Raw genomic sequence first — 11,826 nt, 5'->3', positions numbered from 1 at the left:
CCATCGGGTTGTTTTCTTTTTTTTTCTTACTATATTATACCTGAAATTATCCAAAAAAAAATGGTGAAATATCCAAAAAACCTTTGATTTTGTCTAAATATGCCGAAAGAACTCTATCCGGTTTCCGAAGATGACCTCATTTCCGGAGAAACCCTCAGTCTGCCGACGACCCGCCCCTGGTTTCAACGGCTGACCGCCTCGTGGGGATTGATCGTTATCCGCTCCGGCCGCGGCACACTCTCCTGTGAAGGCAAGGCATTCTCTCCGGAACAGGGGACGCTCATTCTGCTGACTCCCGGCTTCTGCCACCGGTTTGCGCCGGAGCCGGGCTGGGAACTGCTCTGGTTTCACTTCCTCGCCCGTCCGCATGTGGCGGAAGCACTGCAGTGGCCGCAGACGATCCCCGGAGCCGGCGCCGTCCGGTTTTCCGGCGAAGAGGAGACGACGATCGGGAATACGCTGCGGGAAGTCCACCAGCTGGAACGGCTTCGCCCTCCGGGCTGGAATCCGCTGGCGATGCTGCTGCTCGAAAGCGTGCTGGTGCGCGGCTTCAACCGGATTCAGGCGGTCCGGGCGGAGCCGGATTCCGCCATCCGCCTCGCGCAGGAGCTGCTGCTCAACAGCAGCGACAGCGTGGACCGCATCGCCGCCCGCTGCGGCCTGTCGCGCGCGGCGCTCTTCGCAAAATTCCGGCGGGAGACCGGAATTTCGCCGCGTCAGTACCGCGAGTGCGCCATGCTCCGCCGCGCCGCGCGGCTGCTCGAACAATCCGGCCTCCCGGTCAGCGAGATCGCCGAACAATCCGGCATGCCCGATCCCTACTACTTTTCCACGCGCTTCCGCAAATTCTTCGGCCTTTCGCCGCGGGAGTACCGCCGCCGGGCGGCCGGGGCCCGGGTGGAGGAGTCGTAATTTCCGCGGAAAGGTGCCTCTTTTCCCTGCCGTCGGGCTTGAAAAAAACACACTCCCATGGTATTGTCTGCAACCATCTGGAACTTCAGGAAGAAATCATGTACAACAGCATCATCTGCCGCTATCACGAAATCGCGACCAAAGGCAACAACCGCAATATGTTTGAACGCTGCCTGGTCGATAACATCGCCCATCTGCTCCGGGAGGTCGGCGTCTGCCGGGTTCACCGGGTCCGGGGGAGAATCTGGGTGAACCGCGTCGACGGAGGAGCCTTTTCCTCCTCTGAAATGGAGGCGATTCTGCCGCAACTGGCGAAGGCGTTCGGGCTGGAGTCCTTCTCTCCGGCGATACGGCTCCCGGTCGAGATGGATGCCATCCGCGAAGCCGCCGTCGCCATGGCGCCCGAAGTGCTCGGCGCGGCGATGGAGAAGCAGGACAACGTGACCTTCCGCGTGCGGGCCCGCCGGAGCAACAAACGCTTCCCCCTCCGCTCGCAGGAGATCGAAATCGATCTGGTCAGCGCCATCGCCGAACGGCTCGGAGAACGGCGCTTCAAACTCGACCTCGACCATGCGGAAATCACCCTCGGCTGCGAGGTGCGCGACGAGTTCGCGGCACTCTTCTGGACCTCCCTGCCGGGCCCCGGAGGCCTGCCGGTCGGGAGCAATCCGCGGGTGCTGACACTGCTCTCCGGCGGCATCGACTCCCCGGTGGCCGCGTGGATGGTCATGAAACGCGGCTGCCCGACCGATTACATCACCTTTCACAGCTCGCCCTACACGCCGCCGGAAACCGAGGAGAAGGTGCGCCGCCTCGCCCGCCACCTCAACGAGTGGCAGATCCGGGGGAAACTCCATCTGTGCAACCTCGCGCCGTTGCAGAAACTGATCCGCGACTGCTGCAACGAGCGGATGCGCACCGTCCTCTACCGCCGCGCCATGCTGCGCATCGCCGAACAGGTCGCACTGCGCAGCGACTGCCGCGCGCTGGTCACCGGCGAAGCGGTCGGTCAGGTGGCGAGCCAGACCATCAACAACATGAACACCATCAACCGCGCGGTCGACATGCTGGTGCTCCGCCCGCTGGTCGGCGCGGACAAGAACGAATCGATCCGGATTGCGGAAGCGATCGGCACGATGGAGCTCTCCTGCATTCCGGCGCCGGACAGCTGCACGGTCTTCGCCCCCTCCAGCCCGGCGACCTCGGTTCCGCTGGAACTGGCCGAGGCCGAGGAGCGGAAAATTCCCGAATATTCCGCGGTAATCGAGAAAATCATTGCAGATATCGTCACCGAGGCTTGACATTTTCCGGAAACGGCGTTAACTTTCAGAAACGAATATTTTTGCGGAGCCGCCGACAGCAGTTGTTCCTCCGAGGCGGCGCCGCTTTACAAGAAAACGGTTCAACAGGGGGTGGATTTTGGCCAGAGATACCGAATACGTTCTCGGGTTGCTTCAGGAGTACGGCATGGTCACTCCGGAGCAGGTTGCCCAGGCCCGGCAGGAGGCCGCCGACAGCGAGGAGTTCGTCGACGCGGTCGACATTCTCAAGAAGAAGGGCATCGTTCAGGAGCAGGAGCTGCTCGCCATGCTCGCACAGCAGTACGGCATGGAATTGCTCGACCTCAGCCATTACGATATTCCGCAGGAGGTGATCGACTCCATGAGCGGCGACATCGCGCTCCACTACCGGGTGGTGCCGGTGATGAAGCACGATAATCTGCTCACCATCGCCATGAGCGACCCGACCGATATGGAGACGCTCGACACGCTGCGCTATCTGCTCGGCGGCGACGTCGATGCGGTCATCGCTCCGCAGCGGCAGATCGACCTCCAGATCGCCAAACACTACTCCGACGAAACCGAACAGGTCAACCGCTTCCTCGGCGACGCCAACATCGCCGACGCCGACATGCTGATCGAACAGAACGAGGAGGCCGCCGACAGCCGTCTCGGCGAGGCGGAGTCTGCGGAGGACGCCGACGCCCCGATCATCCGGCTGGTGACCAAGCTGCTGATCGACGCCTACAAGATGAAGGCGTCGGACATCCACTTCGAACCGATGGAGAAACGCTACCGGGTCCGTTACCGGGTGGACGGCGCGCTCCGCGAGGTGGACGGGCCGCCGAAGTACCTGCAGGCGAACTTCACCAGCCGTATCAAGATCATGTCGCACCTCGACATCACCGAGAAGCGCATTCCGCAGGACGGACGCATTCAGCTTTCGGTCGGCGACAAGGACATCGACCTGCGTGTGTCGTCGATTCCGACCACCCACGGCGAGAGCGTGGTCATGCGAATCCTCGACAAGGCGAGCATTCAGCTCGACATTCCGAAGCTGGGTTTTTACGCGGACGACCTCGAACTGGTCAACCGCATCATCAGTCTGCCGGACGGCATCTTCCTGGTGACCGGGCCGACCGGTTCCGGCAAGACCACCTCGCTCTACGCGTTTCTCAACACGATCAACACCCCGAGCCGCAAGATCATCACCGTCGAAGACCCGGTCGAATACCAGCTGCCCGGTATCAACCAGGTGCAGGTGGACCGGCACGTGGAGATGACCTTCGCCGCGGCGCTGCGCTCGATGCTCCGCCAGGCGCCGAACATCATCATGGTCGGTGAGATCCGCGACGTTGAAACCGCCGAAATCGCCATCAACGCCGCACTGACCGGTCACCTGGTGTTCAGCACGCTGCACACCAACGACGCGCCGGGCGCGATCACCCGACTGGTCGACATGGGGGTGAAACCGTTCCTGGTGGCGACCGCGCTGCGGGCGGTGATGGCACAGCGGCTGCTGCGCCGGATCTGCCCGGAATGCAAGAAGCCCTACACGCCGTCCGCGGCGGAGATCAAGATGCTGCGGTTGTCGCCGGAGTATCTCGCCAACCACCAGTTCTACAAGGGGACCGGGTGCAAAAAGTGCGGCCACACCGGCTACAAGGGCCGGATCGGTATTTACGAAATTTTCCAGATCACCGAAGATATTGCGCGGCTGGTGTTTGCGAATGAGTCGTCCGGCGTGATCCGCGAAGCGGCCCGGCGGGCCGGGATGCGTTCGCTCCGCGACGACGCGATGCGCAAGGCGGAGGCGGGGATTTCCACGCTCGAAGAGGTGATCTTCGTCACGTTGATGGATGAAAATTAAGCGGCAGGATTGATAAAATGCTCGATATCGAAAGTTCCGCACTGATCGACTTGCTCACCAATGAGCGTTCTCAGGGCCACCCCGGTCTGAAGGACCAGCTCCGGGAGGTGGTCGACGAACATGAACGCTCCGGCAAGCCGGTCATGGAGATCATTGAAAATTACGGCATCTTCACCAAGAAGGAGATGCTTGAGGCGATGGCGGAGAACCTCGGCTCCTACGTCTGGATTCCCACCGAAGAGGATCTGCCGAAGGAGGTGATCGATCTCATTGAGGTCAACACCGCGCGCAGTTACGGCGTGATTCCGCTCAAGCTCGACGCGGATGAGGACATGCTCCACCTGGCGATGCGCAATCCGCTCGACTACCAGACGGTGGAGTCGCTCCGGTTCATCATCAACCACAACATTCTGCCGGTGCCGGTCGATCCGGACCGGTTCGACCAGGAGCTGGAGCGCTACTACCCGGAGAAGGTCGACACGGTGGCGGACATCGTCGCCGCCTTCGGGGAACACGAGGAGATCGTCGAGGAGGATGACGTCGACCACTCCAACGACGCGCCGATCGTGAAGTTTGTAGATGTGGTGATGCAGCAGGCGATCAAGGACAAGGCGTCGGACATTCACTTCGAACCGTTCGAGAAGAACTTCCGCATCCGCTACCGGGTGGACGGCGCGCTCTACGAGATGCCGCCGCCGCCGAAGAGCCTGGCGGTGCCGGTGATCAGCCGGGTGAAGATCATCTCCGGATTGAACATTTCGGAACGCCGCCGGCCGCAGGACGGCCGTATTCAGCTCAAGGTCAACGGCAAGCCGATCGACCTGCGTGTCTCCTGTCTGCCGACCAGCTACGGGGAATCGGTGGTGCTCCGCGTGCTCGACCGCTCGGTGGTGAATCTGAGCCTCGACTCGCTCGGCATCGGCGAGGACGTGCTGGAGAAGCTGCGGGAACTCATCCACCTGCCCAACGGCATTCTGCTGGTGACCGGTCCGACCGGTTCCGGCAAGACCACGACGCTTTACTCGGCGCTCGGCGAGATCAACAATCCGGAAGACAAGCTGCTCACCGCCGAGGACCCGGTCGAATACGATATCGAAGGGATCATTCAGTGCCCGATCAACGACGCGGTGGGGATGACCTTCGAACGGGCGCTGCGCGCGTTCCTCCGTCAGGACCCGGACCGGATCCTCGTCGGAGAAATCCGTGACTTTGAAACCGCCCAGATTGCGATCGAGGCGTCGCTCACCGGGCACTTCGTGTTCAGCACGCTGCACACCAACGACGCGGCGAGTACCGTGACCCGTCTGGTGGATATGGGGGTGGAGCCGTTCCTGATCAGCTCCTCGCTGGCCGGAGTGCTGGGGCAGCGTCTGATCCGCCGGGTCTGCAAGAACTGCAAGACGCTCTACACGCCGACCGACGACGATCTGGAGCGGCTCAACCTGACGCGGGAGGAGATCGGCGACCACAAGTTCTGCTACGGCAAGGGGTGCCCCACCTGCAACTACACCGGGTACAAGGGCCGGAAGGCGCTGACCGAGTTGCTGGTGGTGAACTCGGACATCCGGGCGCTGATTTCGGACAATGCGCCGACCTCCGCCATCCGCGACAAGGCGCGGGAGCAGGGGATGCGCACGTTGCGGGAAGACGGACTCGCGGCGATTCTCAACCATGAATCGAGCGTGGACGAGGTCGTCCGCTACACCTGATGAATGAACGGCGCGGAAAGCGCCTTTGCAATAAAACCAATTGGAGAATGGATCATGCCGCAATATCTCTACTCCGCAATGGACGGAAACGGCAAGGAACAGAAGGGCAAGATCAATGCCGATTCCGAAGAAATGGCAGCGGTCGAACTCAAAAGCAAGGGGTTGTTCCCCACCTCGATCAAACCGGCCGTACTGACCTCCAAGAAGAAAGCCGCCAACCGCACCGGCAAGAAGAAGGGGGGCGGTTCGCTGATGAACGTCAGCCTCGGCGCGGCGGTGATCAAGCGCAAGGATCTGACGGTGGTGACCCGGCAGCTGGCGATTCTGCTGAGCGCGGGGCTTCCGCTCATCCGTTCATTGCACACGCTGGAGAAGCAGGCGCGCAACCCCGCGGTCAAGCAGGTGCTCGGTAAGACGGCGGAGACGGTCGAAGGCGGAGCGACCTTCGCGGAAGCGCTGGCGCAGCACCCGAAGTCGTTTGACAAGCTCTATCTGAACATGGTGCGCGCCGGCGAGGCGTCGGGCGCCATGGAGATCATTCTCGACCGTCTGGCGAGCTTCATGGAAAAGGCGGCGCGAATTTCCGGCAAGGTGAAATCGGCGATGATCTACCCGACGGTGGTGCTTTCGATCGCCATCCTCGCCATCGTCGGCTTGATGATCTTCATCGTGCCGAACTTCCAGAAGATCTTCAAAGAGCTGCTCGGCCCGGACGAGCCGCTGCCGGATATCACGCTGCTGGTCATGGGGATCAGCAATACGCTGGTTTCGGACTGGTACTTCTACATCGGCGGAGTCGCCGCCATCGTCGCCCTCTATCAGGTGATCGTGCACATTCCCATCGGCAAATGGGGGGTGGACTGGGTCAAATACAACATGCCGCTCTTCGGGCCGATCATTGCCAAGACGGCGATTTCGCGGTTCAGCCGGACGCTGGGCACATTGATGTCTTCCGGCGTGCCGGTGCTGAATGCGCTGGCCATCGTCAAGGAGACCAGCGGAAACGAGGTTGTTGCCTCGGCCATCCAGAAGGTGCACGATGCGGTCAAAGAGGGCGAAGGCATCGCCGTCCCGCTCAGCGAAACCAAGATCTTCCCGGAAATGGTGATCAGTATGGTGGAGGTGGGCGAAGAGACCGGTAAACTGCCGGAGATGCTCGACAAGATCGCCAACACCTACGAGGAAGAGGTGGACAACGCGGTGAGTGCGTTGACCTCGATGATCGAGCCGTTGATGATCGTCGCGCTGGCGGTGATCGTCGGTACGATCGTGATCGCGCTGTTCCTGCCGCTGACCAAGATCATCGAAAAGCTGAGCTGACGCGGGGAGAGCGGCGAATTTCATGAATCAGCCGATTTACGCTGTCGTCATGGCCGGCGGCAGAGGGGAGCGTTTCTGGCCCAAGAGCCGGAACGCCCGCCCCAAGCAGCTGCTCAAGCTGACCGGCGATCTGACGATGATCGAAGAGACCGTCTCCCGGATCAAAGATGTGACGGATGTGAATCATATTCTGGTCATCACCAACCAGGAATATGTCGAAGTCATCCGGCAACTGCTGCCGGAGCTGCCCGAAGGAAACATCATTGGCGAACCGGCGGGGCGGGACACCGGTCCGTGCGCGGCGCTGGCCGCTGCGCTGGTGAAGGAGCGCGGCGGCGGGGATGCCGTCATGCTGCTGCTGCCGGCGGACCATGCGATCCACCGCAGGCGGGAGCTGGCGGAGGTGTTGCGCGACGCCGCGACGATGGCGACGGAGCGGCCGGGGTGCCTGGTGACGGTCGGCGTACCTCCCACCGGGCCGGAGACGGCGTATGGCTACATCCATTGCGGGGAAGAGAGCGGCAGGATCGGTCTGACCCGCTTCTACCGCGGCCTCGGATTCAAGGAGAAGCCGGATCTGGAACGAGCCCGCGCCTTTGTGGAGGCAGGCTGTTACCGCTGGAACAGCGGCATGTTCATCTGGCAGGTCGCTTCGCTGGAAGAGGCGTTCCGCCGTCACGCGCCGGAGTTGAAGGAGCTGTTCGACGACCTCTGCACCCTGCTTCGGGAGGGAAAATTCGCAACGGAACTCGCGGAACGTTTCCGCCGGGCGCGCCGGATTTCGATCGACTACGCGGTGATGGAGAAAGCGGAAGATGTGGCGGTCGCGGACTGCCGGTTCGACTGGGATGATGTCGGCAGCTGGACTGCACTGCGCCACCACCTCTCCGTCAACGAGGAGGGGAACGCGGTCGAAGGATTGTTCGCGGGAATCGACGCCCGCAATCTGACGGTCATGGGCTCTGCCGATCATCTGATTGCGGCGATCGGCGTGGAGGATCTGGTGATCGTGAACACCGACGACGTGACGCTGGTCTGCCGGGCCTCTGAAGCGCAGCGGATCAAAGAGCTGCTCAAACTGGCGGATACGCGGCCTGAACTGAGGAAATTCCTCTGATGCTTTTTCTGCTCAACATCGGCAACACCCACACGCAGCCGGGGCTCTGGAACGGAAAAACGCTGGAGCTTCTGCCCCGGATTCCGACTGCGGAACTCCGGCCGGACCAGTTGCCGGATGATCTGCCGGTGGCGGCGGCAACTGTGGTGCCGGAGGTGCGCCGGGTGCTGGACCGCGAAGAGATCTTCTGGCTGACGCCGCAAAACGCCGCCCGGTGCGTGGATTTCAGTTATGTGGACAGTTCCACTCTGGGGGCCGACCGGGTCGCCAATGCGGTGGCGCTGGCGGAGTTCTATCCACTGCCGGCGCTGGTGGTCGACTGCGGCACGGCGATTACGATTGAAATCGTCGACCAGGAGCGGATCTTCCGGGGCGGAGCGATTGCGCCGGGCCGGCAGCTGATGCGCCGGGCGCTGTTCACCGGCACCGCTCAGCTGCCGGAAATTCCGCTCTCCTCCGAACTGCCGCAACACCCGGGGAGCAACACCCGGGAGACGATCCGGTTCGGCATCGACCGCGGCGCTGTGGGGCTGGTGCGGGAACTGGTGGAGTGTTCCGCCGGGAAATACGGCTGTATCACCCGGGTTGTAACCGGAGGCGACGCGCCGTTCTTTTCCGCAGCGCTCGGCTTGCCGGTGACGGTGCCGGAGTTCACGCTTCATGGCATCCGGATTGCCTGGTCCCGTTGCCGGGATTGACCGATTTCCTCTCATTTTCCCTTCGGGAAACTCGATTCCGCACTTGTCATTGTTACAATAATATGGTATTTTATCCCTGAACAGTAACAGGAGACAAATTTCATGCCGGAAAAAAAACCGTTGATTCAAGTGCTGGACCGGGCGCTGGATTTGTTGGAGATGCTGGCGCAGGCGAAGACGCCTCTGCGGGCGACCGATATTGCGCGGGAGATGGGGGTGAGTTTGCAGAGTGCCAACAATCTGCTGCGGGCGCTCTATCTGCGGGGATACCTGTCGCAGGATGAATCGCGCAGTTACCGGCTGGGACCGCAGTGCCTCTATCTCGGCAGCTTCGCCGACCGCTGGAGCGAACTGCGTGCGGCGGTGGCCGGGCCGCTGGCGGAACTGACCCGCAAAACCGGGTTGAGCGGTTTTGTCGGCATCATTGAGAACGACAAGCTGCTCTGCGTGGCACTGGTTCCGGCGGAAGAGCCGGAAATGTCGATTCAGCCGCCGCAGTTCTGGATGGAGGAGCTTCACTGCACCGCCTGCGGCCGGGTACTGCTGGCGGCGCTCACGCCGGAGGAGCGGCGAAAGCTGTTCGCGCGGACGACCCGGCGGAAGATCACCGGCCGGACCGAGGTGGATCCGGCGGTGCTCGAACCGCTCTGCGCGGAGGTGGCGGAGGCGGGCTTTGCGGCGGTGGATGACGAATCGCGGCAGGGGGTCTCCTCGCTGGCGATTCCGCTCCGGGACCGGGCGGGGAAGGTGTACGCGGCCATCGCGCTCTCCGGCCGCCGCGGGAAGTGGGAGCTTCTTCCGTTTGAACGCAAACTCGAAGCGCTGACCGAAGCGGCGTCGAAGATCCGGAGATAGAGGGGTGTGGCAGGGATTTCTGCTGGCGGTTTTAACCGGCTTCACCTGGACGGCGATCGGCGTGGTGCTGAGCCGGTGTGCAAAGGCGCGTTTTGATGTGATCGCCTACAGTCTGGCTCAGACCTTCTTCGGAATTCTTCTCACGGCGTTCTGCTACGTCCATTTTGGTGCCATCGCGTGGAGGGAGCTGCTGATCCTCCTCGTGCTGGTGGGAACGGGCGGGGTGATCAACTCCATTGCACAGATGGTGGTCCGGCAGGCGATGAGCCGGGGGAATCACGGTCCGGTGTGGGCGATTTCGCAGGCGGCGCTGGTGATTCCGTTTCTGGCGGGTGTGGTGCTCTGGGGGAACACCGGTTCGGTCGGCCAGTGGCTGGGGACAGGATTGATCGCCGGGGGAATTTTGATTCCGGTGGCGAAGCAGTTCCATTCGCAACGGAGCGGACTCCTGCCGACACTGCTGGCATTTCTGCTTTTCGGCGTGGTGCAGACGCTGTATGCGGCGCCGTCGCAGATTCCGGATTTCCACGATTCGGCGGGACTGCGTCCGACGCTGGTGTCGCTGGGCGGGTTTGCCGGGTGGTGCATCGTGCTGTCGGCGCGGCGGGAGCGGCCGGTCTGGAATCGGCCGACGCTGGCTCTGGCACTCTTCATGGCGCTGCTCTCGCTGGTGAGCTTGAAGATCTTCTTTCTCGGGCTGGATCAGCTCAGCCGGGCCGGGCTGGGGAACGTGGGAATTCCGCTGATTGTCGGCGCGAACATTCTCGGGTTCGCCTTCTACAGCAGGGTGGTGCTCCGGGAGAAGCCGTCGAAGCCGGAGGCGGCGGGAATCGCGATGGTGTTGGCGGGAATCGTCGCCACCGCATTCTGAAGGCCGCCCCCGGGAGAAACTTCATTTTTCCGGAGTAAATTCCGCGACGGTGGCCTTGCCGGACTTCAGCAGCAGACGGCCGTCCGCGCAGGAGAAGGCGTCGACCGACGCAAGCATTTTGAGGTAGGCTCTTTCATACTCCAGCCCGGGACCGGCCATCATCGTGGCGCCGAGGGTGCCGAACCGGATTGTCCCGGCGGCTTCGTCGTACGTGACCGGCCCGAAGTAGCGGTTGACGCCGGCGCATCCGGAGACGCGCCCGGCCTCCTTCCCGGCGGGGGCGAAGGAGAGGGTGATGGCGTTTGCCGGTTTTGCCCAGCTGCTTTGCGTGCCGGAGAGGGTGGCAAGATCGAGCTTCCACGCGCTTCCGGCGAGCGGCGTTGCGGCATTGCCGGGGCAGCTTACACAGGCGCATCCGGCGCCGCAGAGAACGGCGGCCGCGACGGCGAACACTCCCAGGAGCAGTTGTTTCATTTTCATCTGATGTTCCTCCATTCTGAATTTATGTTTGCATTGCCGGATCATTTCTCCGGCGGGGTTTCGGTTTCACTGCGCTTCTTTTTGAGTTCGGCGGCCTCGGCGGGGGTGATCGCTTCGAGGCGGACGTTGTCGAAGCGGTAGATGCCGGCCGGCCAGTAGGCGTAGATGCGGACCTTCATCTTCACCGTGTTGCGGGTGGGGCGGAAGGTGATTGCGGCGGTGCGCCACTTGCCGGAGGGGGAACCCGCGGGCGCGAGGCGGGTCTGGTAGCAGTCGGTCAGCGTTTTCCGCCGCGGATGGATCATGAACCCCTTGATCCAGACGAACGGGGTGCCGCGGCCGAGGTAGTCGACGGAGAGCTTGTAATCCTGCCCGGGCTTGACGTCGAGCAGGACGCTGTCGAGTGCGGCGCCCTCGTAGGCTCCGACGCTTTTGAGCGGGTCGGTAGGGATGACCGGCGCGGGAGGCGGGGTCGCGGGATTCTCCTTTCGTTTCTTCTGGTATTCGAGCACCTGCGTGCGTTCCGGGCGGGTGTCGAGTTCGAGGATGCGGCCGCGGGCGCCGTCGGTGCGCCAGAAGCTGGTGAGGTTATCGACCTTCTCCCAGTGGAGAGCTTCGGTTTTCCCCTCATCGAAACTGCCGTTCGGCAGGAGATTTTCCGCCCCCAGCGCGAAGGCGGCGAAGAGGACGAACAACGGAAGAGTGCGCATGGTT

General features: G+C 62.4%; 11 protein-coding genes. 9 read left to right on the top strand and 2 right to left on the bottom strand.

From position 1 onward, the window contains the following. Positions 1–99 precede the first annotated feature (99 nt). The 9 genes from ACMLHG_RS02110 (at position 100) to ACMLHG_RS02070 (ending at position 10,632) form a co-directional block, all read left to right on the top strand. Positions 100–912, top strand: coding sequence for a helix-turn-helix domain-containing protein (locus ACMLHG_RS02110; RefSeq protein ID WP_417169392.1), 813 nt, complete (start codon positions 100–102; stop codon positions 910–912). 98 nt (positions 913–1,010) lie between these two features. Then, entirely contained in the window at positions 1,011–2,213 is a 1,203-nt protein-coding gene (thiI, locus tag ACMLHG_RS02105) for a tRNA uracil 4-sulfurtransferase ThiI (RefSeq protein WP_417169390.1), read from the top strand. Between the two features lie 118 nt (positions 2,214–2,331). Next, the gene (locus ACMLHG_RS02100; protein ID WP_294432615.1) at positions 2,332–4,062 is read left to right on the top strand and encodes a GspE/PulE family protein; all 1,731 of its coding nucleotides are present in this window, start codon (positions 2,332–2,334) and stop codon (positions 4,060–4,062) included. Between the two features lie 17 nt (positions 4,063–4,079). After that, positions 4,080–5,771: a GspE/PulE family protein gene (locus ACMLHG_RS02095; RefSeq protein WP_295808863.1), complete on the top strand. Its 1,692-nt coding sequence runs from the start codon at positions 4,080–4,082 to the stop codon at positions 5,769–5,771. A 54-nt stretch (positions 5,772–5,825) separates the two neighbouring features. Beyond that, entirely contained in the window at positions 5,826–7,091 is a 1,266-nt protein-coding gene (locus ACMLHG_RS02090; protein WP_417169389.1) for a type II secretion system F family protein, read from the top strand. A 22-nt stretch (positions 7,092–7,113) separates the two neighbouring features. Beyond that, complete coding sequence (locus ACMLHG_RS02085; RefSeq protein ID WP_295808858.1) at positions 7,114–8,208, top strand: mannose-1-phosphate guanylyltransferase; 1,095 nt, start codon at positions 7,114–7,116, stop codon at positions 8,206–8,208. Beyond that, positions 8,208–8,906, top strand: a complete 699-nt coding sequence (locus ACMLHG_RS02080; protein WP_295808855.1) for a type III pantothenate kinase — start codon at positions 8,208–8,210, stop codon at positions 8,904–8,906. Before ACMLHG_RS02085 ends, ACMLHG_RS02080 begins: the two co-directional genes overlap by 1 nt. A 102-nt stretch (positions 8,907–9,008) precedes the next feature. Then, positions 9,009–9,761 (top strand): IclR family transcriptional regulator, encoded by a 753-nt coding sequence (locus ACMLHG_RS02075; protein WP_417169388.1) that lies wholly within the window; start codon positions 9,009–9,011, stop codon positions 9,759–9,761. A gap of 4 nt (positions 9,762–9,765) precedes the next feature. After that, positions 9,766–10,632 carry a hypothetical protein gene (locus ACMLHG_RS02070; protein ID WP_294432623.1) on the top strand — a complete coding sequence of 289 codons (867 nt, stop codon included), beginning with the start codon at positions 9,766–9,768 and terminating at the stop codon, positions 10,630–10,632. Positions 10,633–10,653: 21 nt separating this feature from the next. Here the strand turns inward: ACMLHG_RS02070 and ACMLHG_RS02065 are convergent, their stop codons facing one another. Next, positions 10,654–11,106: an META domain-containing protein gene (locus ACMLHG_RS02065; RefSeq protein ID WP_294432624.1), complete on the bottom strand. Its 453-nt coding sequence runs from the start codon at positions 11,104–11,106 to the stop codon at positions 10,654–10,656. 47 nt (positions 11,107–11,153) lie between these two features. Beyond that, a complete protein-coding gene (locus ACMLHG_RS02060) occupies positions 11,154–11,822 on the bottom strand; it encodes a hypothetical protein (RefSeq protein ID WP_417169387.1) in 669 nt (222 codons plus the stop codon). Between the last annotated feature and the right edge of the window lie 4 nt (positions 11,823–11,826).

It is taken from the genome of Victivallis sp. (assembly GCF_048170485.1).
Taxonomy (GTDB): domain Bacteria; phylum Verrucomicrobiota; class Lentisphaeria; order Victivallales; family Victivallaceae; genus Victivallis.
Note: the sequence above shows the minus strand (reverse complement) of the source record. Positions and strands in the feature narration are given on the sequence as shown.